Below are 20,999 nucleotides of genomic sequence, written 5' to 3'. Positions count from 1 at the left end.
GAATGGAACCCCTGACAACCCTGCCTTTTTAATCCGACTTGAGAGTCTTCACCGGGGTCATCAATGCGGCCTTGATGGCCTGGTAACTCACCGTGAGCAGGGCAATACCGGTTGTTATCACGCCAGCCAGTGCAAAGATCCACCACTCCACGTCGATGTGATAAGCATACTCCTGCAGCCACCGGTTAGCGCCAAACCACGCAACAGGGAATGCAAAGCAGCAGGCGATCAAAACCAGTTTCACGAAATCTTTAGAGAGCAACGCCATAATGCTTAACAGATTGGCACCCAGAACTTTTCTTACACCGATTTCCTTTAACCGTTGTTGTGCCGAGTAGGTAGCAAGTCCGAAGAGGCCCAGGCATGCAATGACCACGCTGGCCAGGGCGACCCAACCGAGAATCGTTTGGCTGCGCTGATCTTCAATGTAGAACCGAGCGAGCTGCTCGTCGAGGAAGTGGTATTCGAAAGGCTCGCGTTCATCGTTTGCCACCATTACTGCGTTAAGCTTTTCGAGAGTAACCTGAATGTTCTGCGGTTGGATCTTTACTGAGTAATAATCGATAGGATAAACCGGGTTGTCGTGGTAGGCAATGATCAATGGCTCTATCTTCGCCTTAAGTGATTGAAAGTGGAAATCCTTCACGATGCCAACCACACGCGGTTTAAACGAAGCGTTGATATCATCATAAACCGGAGCAAAAGAGGAACCCCGGGCACTTTGCGGAATCTCAACAGCTTCATTGGAAACATGGGTAATGCCGAGAATTTTTGCCGCCGCTTCGTTGATCAGGATGGCGGAGGTGTCGTTCTCATTTTTGAAGTTCCTGCCTTTGAGCAACTCGATCCCATAGGTGGCCAGAAAATCCTGATCCGCACCAATTACATAGGCTGTGTGGAGCTGATCGCCACCACCTTCCTTTTTGAGTTTGACTCTCACTAAAGTTTTCCAATCCCCAGGCACATGCGATGTTACAGAAACTTGCTCTACAGCAGCAATCTTCGACATCTCGTTCTTCACCCAGTCAAAGTTGGAGCGGGCCTTGCCCACATTCACGTCGATGACCACCATCAGGTCTTTGTTGAAGCCCAGGTTACTCTCGTTTAAAAAACGTACCTGCCTGAAGAGCACAATCGTTCCAATGATCATTACAGTCGAAATTGTGAACTGCAGGACGACCAATGCTTTGCGCACCGAGAAATCACTACCACTTTTGAGTACCAGGCCTTTTAGTAATGAAACCGGTTTGAAATAGGAAAGCAACAGGGCGGCGTAGCCACCAGAAAGCAAACCCATCGCAATGATCAGGCCTGCCGCAGCAGCCCAGAAACCTAAGCCCACGGAAGAGAAAAGCGAAAACTTTTTATTAACAAATTCATTGAATGAAGGTAGCAAAAACGCAACGATGAGTACCGCAACCCCGAAAGCGATCACGATTGTGATGAAGGATTCGACCAGAAACTGCCCTATCAGATTGCCAGGCACCGCTCCGATCACTTTTCGGACACCGATTTCCTTAAGCCGGCTTGAGGCTCGGGCTGTGGTCAGATTCGAGTAGTTTATTCCTGCGATCAGCAAGACAAGAATGGCCGTAAATAGGAACACTGTTACGTATACAGGATTTCCCTGCGGAATGGGATCAACATTTGCATTTCTTGCGCCATCGATAATTCCGTCAGATTTCAAATGCACGTCCTTCAAAGGCTGAAGATTGTACGAAAGTTTTGTGCCTGGTTCGAGCGTTGCATTGGCATGAACCAGGCGAGTGATCTTACTGGATACAGAATCAGCATTCGCATCAGGCTTTAACAAGGCATAGACGGTGTAGTTCTGTGAAACCCAGTCACTCAGAGCTTCACGCATGAATTCTTCATTGGAATACCGCGTCGACTCCGACAACACACTCGTAAAAGTAAAGCTGGAATTCTTTGGGTGATTTTTCAAGATCGCTGTGATCTTTACTGGATTATCCATGTGGCTGAACTGCAAATTTTTATTGATTACATCAGTCCTGCCAAAGATTCTCATAGCGAGGTCTTCGGTAATAACAATAGAATTCGGCTCTTTTAGCGCAGTACGCCGATCACCCTCAAGAAGCGGAAAATCAAATACCTGAAGCAAATATTCATCCGCGACAGTGATGGCCTCCTGTACATTGACCGGATTCTCGGGATCGACAAGGTTGGCACGCCCAATGCGTTGCATGCGTGTTGTCTGCTCTACATTCGCAAAAGTTTGCTTGGGATCTTCGGCCACCATATACCCTGCTGCGGCGACTGTTGTAGCTTCATTGTTGGGGCTTTTTTCGTGGGTAATTACACGATAAATTCTTTCCGCCTTACTATGTTGCGTATCGAAGTTGAGTTCATCATACACATAAAGACCGATCAGCAGGAAACAAACCATGCCGAATGTAAGGCCCAGCACATTGAGCGTCGAATAGAGTTTGTTTTTCCAGAGGTTTCTCCACCCCATCAAAAAATAACTTTTGATCATACCGTTGGAGGTTATAGGTTGGTGAATTTTAGCCGATCGGATAATTCCTGGTCTGAAGAGGAACAGAACGTCTTTGCACAAGTGAAAATTTGCCCGGGTTGTCCCCCAGTCTGCTACCCTTCTATCGTAGATTTCAAGCAGATCTCCTTCGATGTCGGCATGATATTCCGGCTTGCAAAACCATTCCAGGAAACGCAAGATGAAACGGGGTGGCTCAGCGCTTTTCATGACCTTTTATTTAAGATTGAGCACCAGTTCGGGTAGCGCCTTCCAAAGCTCGTCGCGCGATTCTTTACAATAGTCCATGGCTTTTTTTCCGTAAGCTGTGACTTCGAAGAAAAGCTTTGGTCGTCCACGCCGGCTTTCGGTTGAATCCCCGGCCGTTGACTTCAGGAAGCCTTTGGATTCCAGTCTCCGCAATGTAATCTGCAAGGAGCCGACGGATACTTCCCTTTTAAGACGTTGTTCGATCTCATCCTTGATAGTTACTCCGTATGCATTGCCGTGCAACACGCCTACCGTAAGAAGGACGATCTCCTCGAATTCACCGAGCTGAAAACGTTTCATAACTGAATAATACTATTATGCAGTAATAATATCGAAGATTTTATATAAATACTATTTTGTAGTAATATTTATTTTCTGAGTTGTGTCGGACCCCGGTTTTTCAAACCGATCATTTATCAACAAGCGTCATAATAAGGTTACGATAGTGAATAGGGGAGGGTTGGTCTGGACTTCGATATTGGATGTAAAGATTAGTGAGGATATGAAGGGGTTGCGGGAGCGGTTGGAAGGGATGTGAGGGCTAGCTTTGGCTCTATGCGTTGAATAATGAAGAGAGCGCCTCACTTTTGACGTGAGACGCTCTCTTTATCTTTTCAGGATTTTCCCAGTCTAGTAGCCCGGGTTTTGGGTCATGTTGGGATTTCCTTCTATTTCTCTTGCTGGGATAGGCCATAGATAGTCTTTTTGCGAAAAAATGCGCGTTTCGACGTTTACGGCCTTTTTCGTCTTTGGATTAACTGCCCCTTCAACGACTCCATTCATGACTTTTTCCCCAATTTTCCACCTTCTCATGTCGAATAAGCGGCTGCCTTCGAAGGCAAGCTCTACCCGACGTTCCCGTTGATAAAGCTCTCTTATTTTGGCTTCCGAGTTGTATACAGCCACATTTACATTTGGCATTTTGGCCCTGTTCCGGATCTGATTGATGTATTTGATCACGTCCGGATCATTCCATTTTCCGCTTTCAACCAATGCTTCTACATACATGAGCAACAAGTCGGCGTAGCGATAAACCATGTAGTCCAGCGAGCCTGTTCTCCCTTTGTCGGCCAATGCCACATATTTCCTGAGCCAATAGCCGGTTTTGGAGGAATAGATCGCTGCCAGTCTGTTGGGATTGTTGGGAGAATCGTCCCATGGATCGAGGGCGCCATAGTAGGTTGAGCCGGGATAGGCAATTGTGGCGTCCATTCTTGGGTCCCGGTTAGATTTGTAATTAGGGCTTTGCTTGTAAATTTCAGTGCTGTCTGCACCAAGTTCGGCCAGCGTTTTGCCCTGTTTGGTTTCATAAGCGTTCACCAGAGAGCCAGTCGGGTTCAGGCAAGCATTGCCGCCCAGGTAGCCTGGCGCACTCCTGTAAAAACTGTCGTTATTCCCGGCTTGCTTGATAAATATCCGCTCTTCATTTACCTGACCCTCATAAATAAACAAGTTGTTGTAATTAGGATAAAGTTTATAGAGATTCATATCAATCACCTGCTTGGCCGCAGCCGCAGCCGCCGGATACTGGTGGTTGTTGAGTAATGCAACCGTCTTCATTGTATAACAAGCACCTTTTGTAATGCGCTTGACATCATTAATCGCATAGGTTGTGGGCAGATCGGCCGAGGCCGCGTCCAGTTCCGAGATTATAAAGTCCACAACTTCCTGCCGGGAATTCTTTTTGAGATCGGTCTCTGTCGGCAGCACGACTGTGGTAACAATCGGCACTTCACCATAATAGAGGAACAAGTCCAAATGAAGCCAGGCTCTTAAAGCGCGGGCTTCCGCAAAATACCGCGCTTTCAAGCCGGGTTCTATCAATGCTTTTCCTGCATGTTCCAAAAACCTGTTGGCACGACGGATTGCAATGTAATTTTCTTCCCAAACCGGCTGTACTGCAAACCAGTCGCCACCTCTCATTTGTGAATTGGCATTCCCGAGGGCAATGGTATTGACTTCCCCAAAGAAATTGGCATACCAAACAGCATTATCCGTCATGCCTTCAAAGGTGATGCGCGTGTTTCTTTTGTATTGAAACTGGCCTGTGGGTACTTGATCGTAAATCACATTAAGCGCCGCATTAATTTCTCCTTCTGTATTCCAGAATTTTTCGTCCGTGGTTGCAGTCGGGTGGTCTTTTGTCAGGAATTCATCGTTGCAGGAACTCAGGAAAATCAGGCTAATAAATAAAATGTATGTCCTTTTCATGATTAATCGAATTTAGAATTTAACGTTCAAGCCAACAGTGAAAACTTTCATGATCGGGTAGTTGGATTCGTCACCTCTCGTTTCGGGATCAAAGTGCTTCATTTTGCTCAGCGTGATCGCATTTTGCGTGTTTACAAAAATGCGCAATGCGCTTAACCTCATCTTTTTAACCATTGCAGGATTGAAATTGTAGCCGAGCTGTATGTACTTAACCCTCAGAAAAGCCGCATTAGTAAGCCAATAATCCGCAGGCAGCACATTATTTCCTGGATCAGGTGCCAGTCTCGGATACATTGCGTTTGGATTTTCAGGAGTCCAGTAATCCGTTTGAAACTGCATCGGCGTTCCTCCGTTAAAGTTGGAAGTAACATTAAGCGGTGTCTGATAACGGCCTGAATAGTAGGCAAGGCTTTTTGTAAAGCCATTGAGCTGTGTTTCAATTGAAAATCTTTTGTAAACAAAATTCAAATTTGCAAAATAGCTGCCCTGTGGATTTGGATTGCCGGAGTTCAATTTGTCCGCTTTATCAATGTTTTTATCCCCGTTTATATCAATGTATTTAATGTCCCCAACTTTCTGTCCCGGCAGGAGCGTAGCCCCACCGTCAATGTCGCCTTGCGTAAGCAAGCCATCCGTTTTGTACAAGAAGTAACTGTTGACAGGATATCCCACTTGATTGATATCAAGTCCATTGCCTCCAATGTAAGGACCGCCGCGAAGCGAGAGGATTTTGTTACTATAATACGAATAACCTACGCTGGCACTCATTTCCAAATCCCGGTTAAATGCTTTGGAATAATTTAGCATGAATTCCCATCCCTTATTGGACACAGAACCGGAGTTGATCGGGAGCGTGGCCACGCCGGACGACAGGGACAATGGTGGCGTAAGCAAGATGTTATCTGTCCTTTTACTGAACCAGTCAATGGTTAATCCGAGATTTTGAAACAATCTGATATCGGTTCCTATGTCCAGCATTTTCACAGTCTCCCAGGTAATTTCCGGGTTTCCAATCGAAGTTTCTGTTCCGTTTCCACCGTCGATCAGACTTTGGTACCGATACAGCTCGCTGACATATTCGTTACTACCGTTATTGCCCATCAAACCATAAGATGCCCTAAGCTTGAAACTGGAAACGAATTTAACATCCTTTAAGAATTCCTCGTTATGCACATTCCAGCCTACCGCTACCGATGGGAAAGTCCCCCATTTATGCCCTGGACCAAATTTGGAAGATCCGTCTGCTCTTACGGTGCTCTCCAGCAGGTATTTATTGTTGAAAACATAATTGAACTTGACGAAATAAGAAGCCAGGTTTGCCTGGTCATAATTGGAAATGTAATTGGCCTCACGGGAAAGCCCGCCAATCGCGTAGATAAAATGTTTACCGTAAGTTTGGGAAAATTCGAGGTTGGAGGACAGATAGTTATAGGTGGATCTTCCAATACTGGAACCTTTCGAATTAGCATAGGTAAAAACAAGATTTCCTGTATAATAGTCAAGAAAATTGTATGAATCCCTGTTATCGATACCTCCTGTGGAATTGACACGGTACAAGTATTGGCCCCTCAGTTTTAATTCGGGCGTGATCTGCCAAACCGGCTGAAAATTGATATTGATCTCATCTCTTGTACTTTGTGAATAACCACCTCTTTCCAGTTCAGCCATTGGATTCATCATTTCCCCAAAATTTCCATACGCCTGGTAGCCGTTATCTTTCATCGGGTATTTTGGAACAATATTCGGAGGGGTTGAATAAACCAGGTGAAGGGAGTTTCCAAAGCGGACAAGTTCAGACCGTCTTCTGCTTCTGGTTGCTACAAGGTCTAGCAGCATGGAAATGTTTTTAGTCAACGTTACGCCTGTATTTGCCCGAAATGAGAACCTCTGGAAATCGCGTTTTGGAGTTAATCCGTCCTGATACAAATAATTGCCGCTTACAGCGAACCGCGCAAGTTCATTACCTCCTGAAAGGCTCACCGAGTGGCTCTGGATCACGGGATTTTTGTTCAGGATCAATTCTGACCAGTTCGTATTTGGATAGTCAACCGGATTGGTGCCCTCCCTTGTTTTTTGAATACTTTCCTGACTGTAAGGTTCCAGGCCGCCAATGTTGGCATACGCCTCGTTCACCATGGACATATACTTAGGTGCATCAACGAACTTGGGTAAATAATTTGCTTTCTGAACACCACCATAACCGTCATAAGTGACCGCCAGTTTGCCAGGAATACCTCTTTTGGTCGTTACTAAAATTACCCCGTTAGCAGCTCGCGCACCATAAATGGATGCTGCCGCTGCATCTTTCAAAACTGTGATACTTTCCACAGTGGTCGGGTCCACGGAATTGATATCAAATGGGACGCCGTCCACCAAAACAAGCGGGGAAGTGCCGCCAATAGTGGAAATACCCCGGATCAGGATATTGGAGCGGTCTTCACCTGCCATCCCGCTTCCCTGCATGACGGTAAGTCCGGTTACGCCGCCTTGCAATGCTTGCGATAATTGCGTAATCGGCTTGTTCGCTACGGCCGCTTTCACATCCAGCTTGCCAATTGCATTCGCCAGGTTCCGCGCTTTTTGTTCCGAATATCCGGTAACAACCACTTCGTTCAGTGCCGTATTTTGTTCAGCCAAGGATATTACCAGGTTTTTGGTGCCGGAAACAACAATCTCTTTGGGATCCAAACCGATGAAAGTAAAGACAAGGACTTCGCCATTTTTGACCGGAATTTCGAAATTTCCATTGGCATCACTGGTTACACCGCGGTCTGTATTTTTCACCTGAATCGTCACGCCAGGCAGCGAAACGGGTGGTTCTTTGCTGTCAAAAACCTGACCTTTCACCATAAAATTGCTGTCAGGCAAGGACACAGACTGGGTTTTTTCCGGCTTTTCCAATGGTTTTAGCAACGAATTTTTGACCGTGCTCCTTTTAAGCAGGATCGTACTCCGTCCCGACAATTTATAACTGACACCCAGCGGGTCTAAAATGTTTTTCAAAACAGATTCCAACCGGCTGTTTTCGTCTTGTAACGTCACTTTACGGTCTGCACTGATAACCTGATGGCTATAAACAAACTTTACTTCGACCTGTTCTTCGATTTTTTCAAGCACCTGATCCAGGGACATTGCGGTAACCCTAATTGATATACGTTGATCCAGAATATTTTGTTTGTCAGGTGCTGCTGCGAAGGCGGTTCCTACAAGCATCACAATAAGTAAAATTTGCCCGATCGAGATCCCTGCGAGACGAGCACGGGTCATGACTGTTTGTCGGCTTTTTTGCATAATTTTGAAATAGGTTTTGTGTTCTTTAATAGCAGATTGCAAACCCCCTCCTCAGTCATTTTTGAAACTTCCCCGGTGTGCGAAACCGGGTCGTGAAGACTGCATTGGAGATCAATTCAGCCGGTGATGTCATTCATTACCGGCTTTTTTTCGGAAACATTTTAGTGCATAGGCGTCATTTGAGTTAGTTTTTGCGGGAAATTTTATTTTTCACATCCTTCGGAATAGACGATAATCGCGTTGTCCTTCATTTCAAATCTTGCGTCCAAAACTTCACAGATCATCTGTAATTTTTCGCGGACCGGTTCGTCGCCAAGGCTGGCGGTAATGTTACACTGGGACGTTACTTGCTTGTCAAAGTTGATATGCACCCCATATGCCAGTTCCAGCATCCTGAAAACTTCTTTTACCGGCGTTTTTTTGAAAGTAAAATATTGAGATTCGATAGGCAGATTGATCAGCACAGGTTCTTTAACATTGCGGGTTTCGAGCGCACTGCTTTCCCGGTTGAGTGTAACAAGCTGATTGGGATTGAGTATCAAACGATTGTCCTTTGTTTCTTTATCAGAACTGTTTACGGAGATTTCAACCGTACCCGTTTTAACGACGAGCTGAACCTGTTTTTCAGCGGCATTGGCCTTAATGCTGAAACTGGTGCCGGTAACCTTTGTCAACATTTCACCGGAATAAATATAAAACGGCTGTACGGGATCTTTTTGAACTTCAAAAAATGCTTCTCCTGACATTACGACTTCACGCTTGTCTGCAGAAAATTTTTCGGGAAAGCTGATCTTGGCGGCTTTTTTTAATATAACAGAACTGCCATCGGGCAACGTCACGAGCTTTACTTCATTATGTTCGTTGATGATTTCAATAATTTTACTCGTTCCCGATTGCGTGAGAACAGCATTATAAGGTGCTGGAAAAATCCGTTTCCAGTGATATCCGCCAAAACCGAGCGTGATTAGCAATACAGCCGCAGCCTGAAACCACCGTCCCCGCCACCAGGACCGTATCTGCTTTTCTTGCGCGGCAAATTCAAGCAATTCTGACTTTCTCGCAGCGAGTTCCTGTTCAGAAATATCCGTTACTTCGCCACGCACCATGAGCAAAATTTTCCTGGCCTGCTCCATGTTTTCGACCTGCGAGGGAGTGTTTTCAAGAACCGTAACCCAGAAAGCATCCTGTGCACCTTCGTAAACCCATTTGCGAAACCCCGGATCATCAACCCAGTCTTTCACCTCGAAGTTCTTATAGTTATTCATGGAATTGTTAAATAGTTACTTCTGACACGATGAGTGAACAGTCGCAACTCCATACCCATGGATTGTGAAAAAAATCGAATTTTTTTTTATTGGTTTAAATGAGGCCCTCAGATCATGTAATCGGTGATCATGGCAAGCAGGATTGTCTTATATTTCCAGTATTCCCTCAGTTTCAGGATACCATAATGAATGTAGTTAGCCACCGCCTGGCGTTGCAGTCCCATAATCCCGGCAATTTCTTCGTGCGAGAGGTCCTCGTAGTATTTAAGGTAAAGTGCCTCCCGCTGTCTTTTCGGGAGCGCTTCAATGCCGTTCAAGAGCCGGCTATTGTTAAGTTCATCAATTTCGTCCGTAATCCACTTCGATTCAGGGGATATATCGTTTGAAAACAATTCTTCATTGACCGACAGGTTAGAAAACCTTGATTGCTTTTTAAGCCTGGCGATCAAATTATTTCTCAGAGATTGAAAAAGGTAGGGTTTGATCGCAATGATATGGTCCAGTTTTCCTCGCTTTTCCCAGATATCCATAAACAAATCCTGGATGCAATCTTTAATAAGATCCTTGTCAGGAGAAAATCTCGTGCCGTAGTGATAAAGCGAATTGAAATTATAGTCTACCAGGTCGCCATAGGCCGTAATGTCCCCTGCGCAGAACATTATCCAGCGCTCAGATAAATAAGTATCGTATAGATCTTTTGCTTGTTTCACGCAAATCCGGGACAAAACTTCCAATTGAGCTATCTAACTCGCTTTACATTATGCAAAAATTTCTTGTAATGACAATGTAAATAAGTACATCCCAATTTGTCAACTGTCCTGCCGTGTATGTACAAGTAAATTTAAACTACTGCAGGCAAATGTTTCAATGTGGATGTGACGCTGTTATTGATCGATTCAAAACCTGTAACGTGATCTCCCACGTGGTACAGATTTGCTGCGATATCGTAAATTTTCTCGATGACTTTCAACCTGGCGTCCGAATCTCTTTCATTCCAAACCTGGCGGAGATTATTGTCCATCATCAGGGCTGCTTGTTCGCTCATGTTTTTTAATTTTTATGGTTAAAAAAATAAAAAGCAACACCCTGACTCGATCAAGATGTTGCTTTCTCATTGTCACTTATTTTCTTGTACAGGAGTCGCCAGAAGCTGCAATTCCCAAGCAAGCGATACTCCGCTTCCTCCGCCATGTTCCAACGCTTAGTGCCTGGATCGCAGGCATAGCAACACACACCTCTGTCCACAAACCGCATAGGATCAGCTGCTTACGACCGCTTTCTTTTACAATGTCCGCCACTTTTGGATCTTGCCAGAAATACGACGAAAATAGCTAGAAAGTATCGACATAATCAAAGTGTACCCGGGACATAGGATAGTCGTGTTTCCTCAATTTTATTATAAGATCCGCCGATTCTGGAATGACTTGGCTGCCGATCAACTCGATAGCAGCCCTTCCATCCCAAATGCCGTCAAAGCTTTTGCATATTCAACATGGACAGCGTCGTTGGCCCTTTTAATCAATTCTCCCGTGGAGGGATCAACAACTGTTCTTAGCGGCCTTTGCCCTTTTGGTAAATTGATCAGCTGAACCACTGCATCCGCAACATCCTGGGGATCAGGTTTTACAGTTTCAAAAATCTGACCGATGGCAGCAAACATTTTATTTGGATATTCCGATATGGCTTTATATTCGTCAACGATCGATGTGTCAGAGCCAGACTGTATTTTCTGGGACATTTCGGTTGGGAAAGTGCCGGGCTGAATAATGGCTACATCCACTCCCAAAGGTTTTAATTCATAATGTAAGCCTTCGCTTAATCCTTCCAAACCAAATTTAGAAGCACTATACACCGTAGAAAAAGGAAAGGAAACTGTTCCGAATCCACTTGAAATATTAATGATCAGACCATCGGATTGCTTGCGCATAGCTGGCAAGACTAGCTTCATCAGCCTCCAAGGAGCGAAAACATTGACATCAAACATGCGCTGCACATCAGCTGTCGTAGAACTTTCAGCCACACCGAACATTCCAGCACCTGCATTGTTGACCAATACATCGATCGTTCCTTTTGCTGTAACGGAGTCAAAAGCATTTTTTACACTTGTTTCATCCGTTAGCGACACATCCAGAACGGTCACGTTTTCTAGCTGCGACAAGGCTTTTGCTTTATCAGCATTCTTCCCGTCGGTGTCTCTCATTGTAGCGTAAACTTTATGCCCCAAAGCGACAACACTATGGGCGGTAAGCCATCCAAAACCACTATTTGTTCCTGTTATTAATACGACTTTTTTGCTCATCTTTTTATTGAATTAAATGAATGACACAAATGTCGGTATCTAAAAAAGGGGACGATTTACCAATTGGTAAAAAGCGATTTTAACGAATATTTTTTCTTATTCTACTAAATGATTGCTGTGTAATTCCCAGGTAAGAAGCGATGTGAGAAAGCGGAATACGATTGACAAGACCGGGGAAATGTTCAATGAACGATAAATAACGGGTGGTTGCATCTTCTGAAACCAACGGGCTCCTTCTTTCGATCGTTTTTAACAAGCAATTTTTCATTATCAGACCTGTAATAGCATTCCAGCCAACGATCGTATTTCCGATCTCATCCCAATCTTTCTTTGAAAAAACAAGTAATTTACAAGAGGTAACTGCCTGTATATACTCGGAAGCAATCACTTGTGCCTCAAACCTTTGTTGGTCTGAAACGAAATTGTTTTCGTCAACGAAATATTGAGTAATCTCTTCACCTTTATTATTGTAATAGCAGAAACGAACGACACCTTCAAGAAGAAACCCAACCAGCTTGGGGATCTTTCCGGCTTCCGAAAAATAATCATCCTTATGAAGTTCCAGCGTTTTTGCTTTGCTCATAATGAAATCTGTTTGCTGCTTGTTCAGATTTCCAAACTGTAATACGTAATTGATGAATGCTTCCATAGGTTCCGATTCGTAGCAAATGTTGGAATTTTGCAACAGAATTTGTTTCCAAATCATGTTTTGTTGTATCTAAAATGCAGGATAGAATGTCTAGGGACTTCCTTATTCTGCTTCGGTTTTTGTGATCACCTGTGTCCTGTGAATCATCCCCCAGTCAATCATCGAATCGATCACATTTGCAATGTCTTTTCCAGACTTTGTTAACCTGTATTCAATCAGCACTGGTGTCTGATTATACACTTTGCGCTCCACAATACTATTGATTTCAAGCTCCTTCAATTCTTTTGATAACATTCGAGGCGTTATCTTTTCCGTGCTATCGAGCAAATCTTTAAAGCGGTTTACACCCCGGAGGAGCGCTGCAATGATCGGGAGCTTCCATTTGCCACTGATAACATTCAATGTATCTGATAAAGCCAAAATATAGACCCTTGGACATTGCGGGCCTTTTTCACTTCCAATAAAATCTTTGAAATCACTCATAATCATTAATTTAAGGTATCGAGTATACAAAAGTATACTGATATTTTATGATTACAAACTATACTTAATATAGCAGCGACAGTAACTTTGCTTATCATAAACAAAAAACAACATGATATTAGTTACTGGTGCAACCGGTCAATTTGGTTCAAAGGCCATAGACCATTTATTAAAAAGAGGAATTGCGTCCTCCGAAATTATCGCTTTGGTTAGAGATACAGCCAAATCAGAGGCTCTTCGAGAAAAAGGCATCGAAACCAGAGTTGGAGATTATGCTAATTATGACTTACTGGTTCAGGCTTTCAGCGGTGTAGACAAGCTACTATTGGTCTCTAGTAATGACCGGCAGGCTATTGAAAACAGAACAGCTCATCACATCAATGTCATCAAAGCCGCCAAAGAAGCTAACGTCAAACACATTGTTTACACCTCCTTCGTTAGGAAACCGGACTTTGAAAATTCGGCCATTTCGGTGTTTCAAAATTCGCATGTCGAGTCAGAAGCTTTTTTAATGGATAGCGGAATTGATTATACGATTCTTCAAAATGGTATTTATCTGGAAATGTTACCCGTATTTCTCGGCGAAAAGGTTGTAGAGAAGGGCACTATTCTATTTCCTGCAAGAAACGGTAAAGCCAGTTATGTACTTCGAGAGGAACTAGCAGAAGCCGCAGCTCATATTTTGGCTACGGATGGTCATCAAAATAAGCTGTACCAACTTACCAACACCGCTTCTGTGTCTTTTTATGATATAGCAACTGAAATAACCAATGTTACCGGGAAAGAAATTTCATATCAGTCTCCGCCCGTAGAAGAATTTGAATCAATGTTAAAAAGCTTTGGTGTACCAGATCAATATATCGGTATGTTTTCAATGTGGGCTGTGGCATTATCACAAAATACAATGGATGCAGATGATAGCACCTTAGAGCGCTTTTTAGGCAGAAAACCAACCACAATGAAACAGTTTATTGATCAAGTTTACGGCAAGGCTGGTTTTGAGACAGCCCCTTAGATTTGTACAGGTTCACTTATCTAGCCCCTGGATTTTAACTTAATCCATGGGAATGCAACTGGCTTCTCAATTCATCCTGTAACTCCGCGATCGCTTTCTTTTTATTCTGTTTGATCCGGTCAAGCCACGTTTTTTGGCCGCCGTCGGGGTTGTAGCGGGAGCCCCAGGTAAGAATTTCCACCATGACCGGCACCAACTCGATGCCCTTGTCAGTGATCAGGTAAAGGAATTTCGAAGCGTTTTTAGGGGAAGTGACTTTGGAAACAATTCCTTCGTCAAGGAGTAAGTTCAGCTTTTCAGTAAGAACGGCCGAAGATATTTTCTCATCTGAGGCCCGAAATTCAAGGAAAGAATTTTTGCCATTAAACATGATATCCCGCAACAGCAAAAGCATCCATTTATCACCGAAAATTTCCACCGAATAATTGATGGGGCATGTTGATCTTCTCTCTATAGTTTTCATAATCTTAGAATAAAAGTAGTCTGTTTTATGAACTACTTTAATTGAATTGCAGTTCATAAAACAGATCACAAAAATAACTAAAATTTAATTATGGATTTTACAAACAAAAACGTCGTTATCACAGGTGGAACGACTGGAATCGGACTGGCGACAGCAAAAGCTTTTATCAACGCAGGGGCAAATGTTTGGATTACGGGAAGAAATGCAGATAATCTGCAAAAGGCCAGCACGGAAATAAACAGCCCGAATCTGACTATTGTCGTATCGGATACTTCAAAACTTGCAGACATTTCGATTCTGGAACAAGCATTCTCGAAAAATGGAAACAAATTGGATGTTCTTTTTCTAAATGCAGGAATTGGAACATTTGAGCCAATCGAAAAAGTCACCGAGGCCAATTTTGATGCACAATTCAATACCAATGTAAAAGGGAATTTTTTCACGCTACAAAAATTACTTCCCCACCTGGCAGAGGGCGCATCGGTATTGTTCACATCTTCATCGGCTGCAAATGCTGCGAATCTGGGAACGAGTGTATATTCCGCGACTAAGGGCGCAATTAATAAAATTGCTCACATTGCAGCTAACGAGCTGGCGGGAAGAAAAATCCGCGTAAACATCATCAGCCCGGGAGCTATTGCGACACCAGGTTTGGATACTGTCGCAAGTACCGAAGCGAAAGAGTTCTTGGCCAGCGTTGCCGCATTGCAAAGAATTGGTCATCCCGATGAAATTGCCAAAACAATATTGTTTCTGGCTTCTGATGCCGCAAGCTTTATTTCGGGAACTGAGGTCACAGTGGATGGTGGTTATCATACCTACGCATTAAAATAAAAATAGCAAGAACTCCCCAGAGGTAAACATGAAAAGCGTATATAGCCTATCGTAAATGACGGTATGCTATATACGCTTTTCTTATTGCTGCATTTCTTTTGCTACTTAGATGTCGGAAACGACATGGACTTTGATTTCTTCACCAACTATAATTCCATGTTTCCCGTTTCCGAATTCTTCCCAATTACTTAAAAAATGGCAAGGCCGAGTGTTGCCTGAAACAGGTTGCTCTTTTTGCCAAATTGTGAAGCGGTTGTAGCATTATCAAACTGAATCTTCATCACGTCAGTGAAGTTACCTTCATAACGCACATCCAGACTCAGTCTTCCCAGGTCAAGGCCAACGCCCGCCTGATAGCCGAATGCCAGTCGGTTTTTGAATTCAGCTCCTGAATTTCCACCAGTTACGTCGTCAAATGAATCACCGATTTTACCATTTTTATTTAATCTGAGTGATGCCATCGGACCAACATTGACGCGGAAGAACTTGGCAATGCGCACGCCAAACAGGACCGGTACGTCGAGGTTTGAAAAACGCACGTCCACTTTTCCATCATTCAGTACACCGTCTTCATACACATTGAACTTGCCACCTTTTTGGGATAACAAAATCTCTGGCTGGATATAGAGCGTTTTACCAAAACGGAAGAAAACACCACCGGCGAAGCCAAGTGAACGGTTATCATTATCCCTGAAATCAAAGGCGTTACCACCGGGAGAAAGGCTTAAATCGTTGCTGCCATTGATATTGGATAAATTAGCACCTGCTTTGATTCCGAATCTAACAGCTGGGTCGTATTGTGCATTTGCGGCGTAGCTAATTGTGAGCATACACAGGGCAATCATCATGTTTTTCATTGTGGATATTTGTTTGTAGTTAATTATAATTGGTAAAAATTTTAAGCAGCGGTGCGCACAGGCTACTTTTTGACAAGGTCATTCAAGCCGGCATCAAACAAACTTGCAAATTCGCGGCTGCTGATAATATGGTCTTTTTTGTCTGCGTTTCTGGCCAGGTTGTATCCCCACTCAGTAGCGGCCTTTCTTTGCGTAGGTGTTCCGTGGTGGCCGTCGACAGTAAAATTGCAATCACCTGTGTTAAAAAGCACTTCTGCGACTTGTTGCAAATCATTTAACTGCATAGCGGCTCCCTTGTTATGCGCTAAAAAGTAGGCTGCATATGCATCGGCCATTAATTCGAATCGGCGGGAGGTTTTTGGAGTTAGTTTTACGCCCCTTTTCAAAATCCCCAAATCATACTGAATGTGGTGCCCAAACTCGTGGGCCAGAATAGCCTGTGGAGCAATTTTTGCGTAACCAATCTCATCCAAACCCTGCAAGAGGCCGTCGCCAATGACGATTTTAGCCGGAATTTGACCAATATTTGGAAAGGTTGTGTCCGGTACAGCAATTTGATTAAAAGTAAAAGCGGGATGTTCACCTTTAAGGAACTGTGGGTAGATTTTGAATAACGTGGCTAACGAGTCGGCATATTTATTAGCCTTTTCATTACTGTACCCATATATTTTTGTATACATTTTAACCACCTTATTCCGGTCTTGCAACATAGAACCATGCGCTGCAACTGTCATGATGTTTTCCGCCTCGATATCCCAAAAGCTTTTCACATCCTTGAAGCTCTGATTAATCTGGTCGGTATATTCACCATTAACCCCATAATACTGGTTTTCAGGACTGTTTTCAAAGTACAATGTGTGAAAATTAGCCAAATCTGACATGCTTAGCTCCGGACTGGCTGCGATGAGCGTTGGCACTTCGCTCCAACTTAAAAATTCATCATTAAGCCATTTACGTAGGGGAGGAATCGTACAAGAAGTTGGCACCACTTCTGCTAGATCCGGATTGATGGGATGATCAACCACGTCATTGCAACCTGCAAACAGCATTAGAGACATGGCAGTGACTGCCATAAGAGAACGAAGACTTTTCATGAGATTTATTATTGTTAGAGATCAGTTAATCTTATTTGTTCTTGGACCCGAAAGGAGTGCGCTTGATGAGGTAATCCAATGTACTTACATATGAATCTATCTGACTACCAAAAGAACTTCGGGATTTATTATAATAGGTGCTGCCCTGGTCTGTATAAATATCGAGTGTAACCTTCGTCGCGTAATTAGTGGTCGTGGTCCCGTTATTACTCGTTATGGCCGTTCCGGACGCTTTTGTGTTTTTGCTGTTTTTGTCCTTATCCTGTTTTTCTTTGTCCTTATAAGTAGTAACATTACTCCCCGTGGTAGAGGCCCCTTTGTTGACTACGTCCACAGCACCAAATACCAGATATTCCACACCAAGAAGCACGGCAAGTTCCTGAGGGTCAACTGCTGCCGGGTCATTGACGTCAATTTTGTTTTTTGCCAATAACCGGTTCGTCGTCATCGGATCCTGAATGAGGACGTTGGATGTATTCTTACGTAGGGAGCTGGCGCAATTGGCTTGCATCCTCTTGCTCATCTGACCTGGTTCATAGCCAGGATCATTGCTTAGAAATTGGAAAGGCATCACGGCAATTTTGTTTTTGCGATCAGCCGGGGCTGCTTCTTTCCTTTCTTCATCCGGCATTATGACCTCGCCAGTTTTGCCTTGTGCAAAAACATTGACCATTAGGTCACTAGATAATATTGACATCAGCGTTAAAGCTGATATTAGGCAACTACGTTTCATGATTTAAATTAAATGGTAAGGTAAAATTGGCTTTATCGAAGGTTGGACATTCACTATAAAACATCCACTAAGCGATAAATGATTATTCGTTTGAACTCGTTGGATTACTCGGAGGCATTGAAAGCAACTTGGCATTAATCATTTCAAAAAACTCTTTGCGATAAGCTTCGCCTATGGTGATGGGTTGTGCTTCGTCCACGATCCGGACCATATTCCCTTCAACCGCGGTTAAGTGGCTCAGCGAAATAATAAACGATTTGTGTATGCGCACAAAACCCATCAAGGATAAATGTTCGGCCAGCTCTTTCAGTTTTAAATAGGCGGTAATCTTGCGCTGATCATTCATGTGGATTGTCGCATAATTGCCTTGCCCTTCGATGTAAGTTATTCTGCGGGAATCAATTTTTAAAAGCTTGCCTTTTTGTTCTGTTTTTACAAAAACATAATGATCCTGATCGTTAACCGGACGAACATTATTTTGAATGGTCCATAAACGGTTAACGGCTTTTAAGAACCTTAAAAAAGGGATCGGTTTCAATAAATAATCTACTACGGCATGCTCAAATCCATCAAGGGCATATTCCTTGTAAGCCGTAGTCATAATCACATGGCAATCATTGCTGATCAGCTTCAATATGTCTATTCCAGTTAGATTAGGCATTTGAACATCCAAGAACACAAGCCCGGGCTTGAGATCACCGATCATTGCCAAACCTTTTATAGGATTTGTCTCTGAGCCTACCAATTTTAAAAAATGCACATGACTTATATGTTCTTTCAATAAATCGATGGCATGCTGCTCATCGTCAATGATAATGCAATCAATCATACCGGAAATGTTATCTTCAATGCTACATTAAAATGGGTTTCATCTTCATCTACAAAGAACGCTGACCGGTTACCGTAAGTTAAATTCAGTTGCTGCCCGATGTTATGAAGTCCGATCCCATTTGAAAGTTCTTTTAATCCTTTTCCCTTTTTATTGCTGATATCAAATGTTAATTCATCCACGCAAGTATTAATTCTGATCCGTAAAGGATGAGCAGGGTCATGCAGGTCACCGTGCTTGAAAGCATTTTCAACGAGTGTGATCAATACCAGTGGGACAATGCTAGTAGACTGATCATCAATCTGTTCGTCGTAGCGGATATTTAATTGATGATTATGACGACGCTGGTTAATTTCAATCACATTTTTCATGTGCTCCAATTCATCCATAATATTGACGGTCCCATCGATGCGGGTATTTTTTCCCAAAGCATACCGCATAATGTTGGCCAGCATCAGGATAGAATCCGCAGTTTCTTTATCGAGTTTGATAACCTTTCCATAAATAAAGCTTAATGAATTAAACAGGAAATGAGGGTTGATCTGGTGCTTTAAGGCTTTCAGTTCCGCTTCTGTTTTATCCTTTTCAAGCATGATGCGCTCTCTGCCTTTGTGAACCCATTCAATCAATAATGCTACCGAAAAACTTGCAATCAGGATAAATACATAAGACATGATCAACACCCATTTCATTTTATCTTCGGGCAAAGCAGCTGGGGTAGAATCAGCCATTTCCCGCGCTTGCGCTGCTCTTTCCATCAAGAAAAAAGTGTGATCGTACGCAAACTTGATTAGAAAAAACAGGAGTCCGATCATCACAGCGCTGCGAAAACTACGCTGCTTGCGCATCACCGGAAGTATTAATCCGAAGATGAGAATGTAATGCGTAATGACAGACTCAATAACAAAGATCAGGGTGTTGAAAAAAAAGCCCGTCCGGCCCGCAAAAACCCTTGCAGTCTGGGCAGGATTTGTCACGTACGAAAGCAAAAGGAACGAACCGTAAATCACCAAAGAGAATAAGGCTAATAGCGCTAAGCGTTTATAATTGGCTCTTAAAAAGTTTAAAGTTCCTTTTAGCATTGTACTGTCTTTGTGAACTTATTTACTCATCCCGAAAAATGTTTTTAAGTTCGTCTTTCCTGGATTGTGATACAAAAGTAGGTCAGCAGTCAACGGTGAAAAAATATATTATTTGAACAGGTGTTTTGTAGATGCCAACAGAGAAATATCTATAATTTTTCAATAGCGCGGTAGGGGTGACAAAGCATGCTAAAACTAATTTATATCGGCAGCGTTTCCAAAAAATCAAGTATATCAGCGCCGATCTCTTCCGGGTGGGTTTCAAGCGCAAAGTGGCCTGTATCGTAGAATTTTAAAGTCGCATCGGGTAAATCCTTCTTATATGCTTCCGCACCCGCTGGCAAAAAATACGGATCTCTGTTTCCCCAAACTAACAACAATTTTGGCTGGTATTCCCGGAAGTATTGATGAAATTTTGGGTACAGCGCAACATTGGTCCTGTAATCTTTCACCAGATCCAGCTGGATTTCAATATTGCCCGCCCTGTCCAGGAAGTGTTGATCGAGTGTGTAGGTTTCAGGGGCAATCAATGATGGGTCAGAAGCACCTTCATGATATTGAAACCATGTGGCATCTTTTGAAACAAAATCCCTGAGCGACTCACGGTTTTCCTGGGATGGGTCTTTCCAATAGCGCTGTATCGGGCTCCACTCATTGCTAAGCCCTTCCTCGTAAGCATTACCGTTTTGGGAAATGATGCCGGTGATCTTTTCTGGATTTGCCATAGCCAGGCGCAGACCAACCGGCGCGCCGTAATCAAAAATGTAAATGGCAAAGCGTTTCAGGCCGAGTTGATCAATAAATGCTTGCATTGTAGCAGCCAGATTGTCAAAAGTATATTCGAACTCTTGATTGCCTGGCGCATCAGAATAACCAAAACCAGGCAAATCCGGGGCGATTACATGATATTGCTTGCTGAGAACGGGAAGCAGGTTTCTGAACATATGGGAAGATGTTGGGTAACCATGCAGTAAGAGAATGGTCGGTGCATCAGGCGCGCCTGCTTCCCTATAAAAAATGTTTAAACCGTTTACCACCACTTTGTTGAAATGAATTGATGTGTTTTCCATGACCAGTTTTTTGTTTTTGATATATCAAAATTACCACCGATATTTGATCTTAACAAACGA

General features: G+C 43.3%; 20 protein-coding genes. 2 read left to right on the top strand and 18 right to left on the bottom strand.

Annotated elements, in window-relative coordinates:
- Window positions 1–28 precede the first annotated feature (28 nt).
- From NFI81_RS08825 to NFI81_RS08780, 11 genes are all read right to left on the bottom strand, one after another.
- Window positions 29–2,725, bottom strand: coding sequence for an ABC transporter permease (locus NFI81_RS08825; protein WP_234612843.1), 2,697 nt, complete (start codon window positions 2,723–2,725; stop codon window positions 29–31).
- A 6-nt stretch (window positions 2,726–2,731) separates the two neighbouring features.
- Window positions 2,732–3,064: a PadR family transcriptional regulator gene (locus tag NFI81_RS08820; protein WP_234612844.1), complete on the bottom strand. Its 333-nt coding sequence runs from the start codon at window positions 3,062–3,064 to the stop codon at window positions 2,732–2,734.
- A gap of 330 nt (window positions 3,065–3,394) precedes the next feature.
- Window positions 3,395–4,975: a RagB/SusD family nutrient uptake outer membrane protein gene (locus tag NFI81_RS08815; RefSeq protein WP_234612845.1), complete on the bottom strand. Its 1,581-nt coding sequence runs from the start codon at window positions 4,973–4,975 to the stop codon at window positions 3,395–3,397.
- A 12-nt stretch (window positions 4,976–4,987) separates the two neighbouring features.
- Window positions 4,988–8,266, bottom strand: a complete 3,279-nt coding sequence (locus NFI81_RS08810; RefSeq protein WP_234612846.1) for a TonB-dependent receptor — start codon at window positions 8,264–8,266, stop codon at window positions 4,988–4,990.
- Between the two features lie 203 nt (window positions 8,267–8,469).
- Window positions 8,470–9,531: a FecR family protein gene (locus NFI81_RS08805; RefSeq protein ID WP_234612847.1), complete on the bottom strand. Its 1,062-nt coding sequence runs from the start codon at window positions 9,529–9,531 to the stop codon at window positions 8,470–8,472.
- A 107-nt stretch (window positions 9,532–9,638) separates the two neighbouring features.
- On the bottom strand, window positions 9,639–10,241 hold the full coding sequence (locus NFI81_RS08800) for an RNA polymerase sigma factor (RefSeq protein WP_234612848.1): 603 nt from the start codon (window positions 10,239–10,241) through the stop codon (window positions 9,639–9,641).
- A gap of 131 nt (window positions 10,242–10,372) precedes the next feature.
- On the bottom strand, window positions 10,373–10,576 hold the full coding sequence (locus NFI81_RS08795; protein WP_234612849.1) for a hypothetical protein: 204 nt from the start codon (window positions 10,574–10,576) through the stop codon (window positions 10,373–10,375).
- Window positions 10,577–10,652: 76 nt separating this feature from the next.
- Window positions 10,653–10,829, bottom strand: a complete 177-nt coding sequence (locus NFI81_RS26495; protein ID WP_374759456.1) for an isochorismatase family protein — start codon at window positions 10,827–10,829, stop codon at window positions 10,653–10,655.
- Window positions 10,830–10,966: 137 nt separating this feature from the next.
- Window positions 10,967–11,830: an SDR family oxidoreductase gene (locus NFI81_RS08790; protein WP_234612850.1), complete on the bottom strand. Its 864-nt coding sequence runs from the start codon at window positions 11,828–11,830 to the stop codon at window positions 10,967–10,969.
- A 79-nt stretch (window positions 11,831–11,909) separates the two neighbouring features.
- Window positions 11,910–12,413, bottom strand: coding sequence for a Crp/Fnr family transcriptional regulator (locus NFI81_RS08785; protein WP_310589235.1), 504 nt, complete (start codon window positions 12,411–12,413; stop codon window positions 11,910–11,912).
- A gap of 168 nt (window positions 12,414–12,581) precedes the next feature.
- Window positions 12,582–12,962 carry a winged helix-turn-helix transcriptional regulator gene (locus tag NFI81_RS08780; protein ID WP_234612851.1) on the bottom strand — a complete coding sequence of 127 codons (381 nt, stop codon included), beginning with the start codon at window positions 12,960–12,962 and terminating at the stop codon, window positions 12,582–12,584.
- A 112-nt stretch (window positions 12,963–13,074) separates the two neighbouring features.
- Here NFI81_RS08780 and NFI81_RS08775 point away from each other — a divergent pair, with 112 nt between their 5' ends.
- Window positions 13,075–13,977 carry an SDR family oxidoreductase gene (locus tag NFI81_RS08775; protein WP_234612852.1) on the top strand — a complete coding sequence of 301 codons (903 nt, stop codon included), beginning with the start codon at window positions 13,075–13,077 and terminating at the stop codon, window positions 13,975–13,977.
- Between the two features lie 34 nt (window positions 13,978–14,011).
- Here the strand turns inward: NFI81_RS08775 and NFI81_RS08770 are convergent, their stop codons facing one another.
- Window positions 14,012–14,440 carry a winged helix-turn-helix transcriptional regulator gene (locus NFI81_RS08770; RefSeq protein WP_234612853.1) on the bottom strand — a complete coding sequence of 143 codons (429 nt, stop codon included), beginning with the start codon at window positions 14,438–14,440 and terminating at the stop codon, window positions 14,012–14,014.
- A 90-nt stretch (window positions 14,441–14,530) separates the two neighbouring features.
- Here NFI81_RS08770 and NFI81_RS08765 point away from each other — a divergent pair, with 90 nt between their 5' ends.
- Window positions 14,531–15,274, top strand: a complete 744-nt coding sequence (locus NFI81_RS08765; RefSeq protein WP_234612854.1) for an SDR family oxidoreductase — start codon at window positions 14,531–14,533, stop codon at window positions 15,272–15,274.
- A gap of 188 nt (window positions 15,275–15,462) precedes the next feature.
- Here the strand turns inward: NFI81_RS08765 and NFI81_RS08760 are convergent, their stop codons facing one another.
- From NFI81_RS08760 to NFI81_RS08735, 6 genes are all read right to left on the bottom strand, one after another.
- Window positions 15,463–16,122, bottom strand: coding sequence for a porin family protein (locus NFI81_RS08760; RefSeq protein ID WP_254410611.1), 660 nt, complete (start codon window positions 16,120–16,122; stop codon window positions 15,463–15,465).
- 71 nt (window positions 16,123–16,193) lie between these two features.
- Complete coding sequence (locus NFI81_RS08755; protein ID WP_234612856.1) at window positions 16,194–17,225, bottom strand: hypothetical protein; 1,032 nt, start codon at window positions 17,223–17,225, stop codon at window positions 16,194–16,196.
- A 31-nt stretch (window positions 17,226–17,256) separates the two neighbouring features.
- Window positions 17,257–17,922 (bottom strand): hypothetical protein, encoded by a 666-nt coding sequence (locus tag NFI81_RS08750; protein ID WP_234612858.1) that lies wholly within the window; start codon window positions 17,920–17,922, stop codon window positions 17,257–17,259.
- A gap of 118 nt (window positions 17,923–18,040) precedes the next feature.
- Complete coding sequence (locus tag NFI81_RS08745; protein ID WP_234612859.1) at window positions 18,041–18,787, bottom strand: LytR/AlgR family response regulator transcription factor; 747 nt, start codon at window positions 18,785–18,787, stop codon at window positions 18,041–18,043.
- Window positions 18,784–19,869: a sensor histidine kinase gene (locus NFI81_RS08740; protein WP_234612860.1), complete on the bottom strand. Its 1,086-nt coding sequence runs from the start codon at window positions 19,867–19,869 to the stop codon at window positions 18,784–18,786. Before NFI81_RS08740 ends, NFI81_RS08745 begins: the two co-directional genes overlap by 4 nt.
- 200 nt (window positions 19,870–20,069) lie before the next feature.
- The gene (locus tag NFI81_RS08735; protein WP_234612861.1) at window positions 20,070–20,939 is read right to left on the bottom strand and encodes an alpha/beta fold hydrolase; all 870 of its coding nucleotides are present in this window, start codon (window positions 20,937–20,939) and stop codon (window positions 20,070–20,072) included.
- Window positions 20,940–20,999 lie beyond the last annotated feature (60 nt).

Source organism: Dyadobacter fanqingshengii, assembly GCF_023822005.2.
In the GTDB taxonomy this organism is placed as follows: Bacteria; Bacteroidota; Bacteroidia; order Cytophagales; family Spirosomataceae; genus Dyadobacter; species Dyadobacter fanqingshengii.
Note: the sequence above shows the minus strand (reverse complement) of the source record. Positions and strands in the feature narration are given on the sequence as shown.

Bases quoted from the DNA above. Each gene is read 5' to 3' on its own strand.
- NFI81_RS08825 (WP_234612843.1), bottom strand. From the start codon at position 2,725: ATGAAAAGCGCTGAGCCACCCCGTTTCATCTTGCGTTTCCTGGAATGG.
- NFI81_RS08820 (WP_234612844.1), bottom strand. From the start codon at position 3,064: ATGAAACGTTTTCAGCTCGGTGAATTCGAGGAGATCGTCCTTCTTACG.
- NFI81_RS08815 (WP_234612845.1), bottom strand. From the start codon at position 4,975: ATGAAAAGGACATACATTTTATTTATTAGCCTGATTTTCCTGAGTTCC.
- NFI81_RS08810 (WP_234612846.1), bottom strand. From the start codon at position 8,266: ATGCAAAAAAGCCGACAAACAGTCATGACCCGTGCTCGTCTCGCAGGG.
- NFI81_RS08805 (WP_234612847.1), bottom strand. From the start codon at position 9,531: ATGAATAACTATAAGAACTTCGAGGTGAAAGACTGGGTTGATGATCCG.
- NFI81_RS08795 (WP_234612849.1), bottom strand. From the start codon at position 10,576: ATGAGCGAACAAGCAGCCCTGATGATGGACAATAATCTCCGCCAGGTT.
- NFI81_RS08790 (WP_234612850.1), bottom strand. From the start codon at position 11,830: ATGAGCAAAAAAGTCGTATTAATAACAGGAACAAATAGTGGTTTTGGA.
- NFI81_RS08785 (WP_310589235.1), bottom strand. From the start codon at position 12,413: ATGAGCAAAGCAAAAACGCTGGAACTTCATAAGGATGATTATTTTTCG.
- NFI81_RS08780 (WP_234612851.1), bottom strand. From the start codon at position 12,962: ATGAGTGATTTCAAAGATTTTATTGGAAGTGAAAAAGGCCCGCAATGT.
- NFI81_RS08775 (WP_234612852.1), top strand. From the start codon at position 13,075: ATGATATTAGTTACTGGTGCAACCGGTCAATTTGGTTCAAAGGCCATA.
- NFI81_RS08770 (WP_234612853.1), bottom strand. From the start codon at position 14,440: ATGAAAACTATAGAGAGAAGATCAACATGCCCCATCAATTATTCGGTG.
- NFI81_RS08765 (WP_234612854.1), top strand. From the start codon at position 14,531: ATGGATTTTACAAACAAAAACGTCGTTATCACAGGTGGAACGACTGGA.
- NFI81_RS08760 (WP_254410611.1), bottom strand. From the start codon at position 16,122: ATGATGATTGCCCTGTGTATGCTCACAATTAGCTACGCCGCAAATGCA.
- NFI81_RS08755 (WP_234612856.1), bottom strand. From the start codon at position 17,225: ATGAAAAGTCTTCGTTCTCTTATGGCAGTCACTGCCATGTCTCTAATG.
- NFI81_RS08750 (WP_234612858.1), bottom strand. From the start codon at position 17,922: ATGTCAATATTATCTAGTGACCTAATGGTCAATGTTTTTGCACAAGGC.
- NFI81_RS08745 (WP_234612859.1), bottom strand. From the start codon at position 18,787: ATGATTGATTGCATTATCATTGACGATGAGCAGCATGCCATCGATTTA.
- NFI81_RS08740 (WP_234612860.1), bottom strand. From the start codon at position 19,869: ATGCTAAAAGGAACTTTAAACTTTTTAAGAGCCAATTATAAACGCTTA.
- NFI81_RS08735 (WP_234612861.1), bottom strand. From the start codon at position 20,939: ATGGAAAACACATCAATTCATTTCAACAAAGTGGTGGTAAACGGTTTA.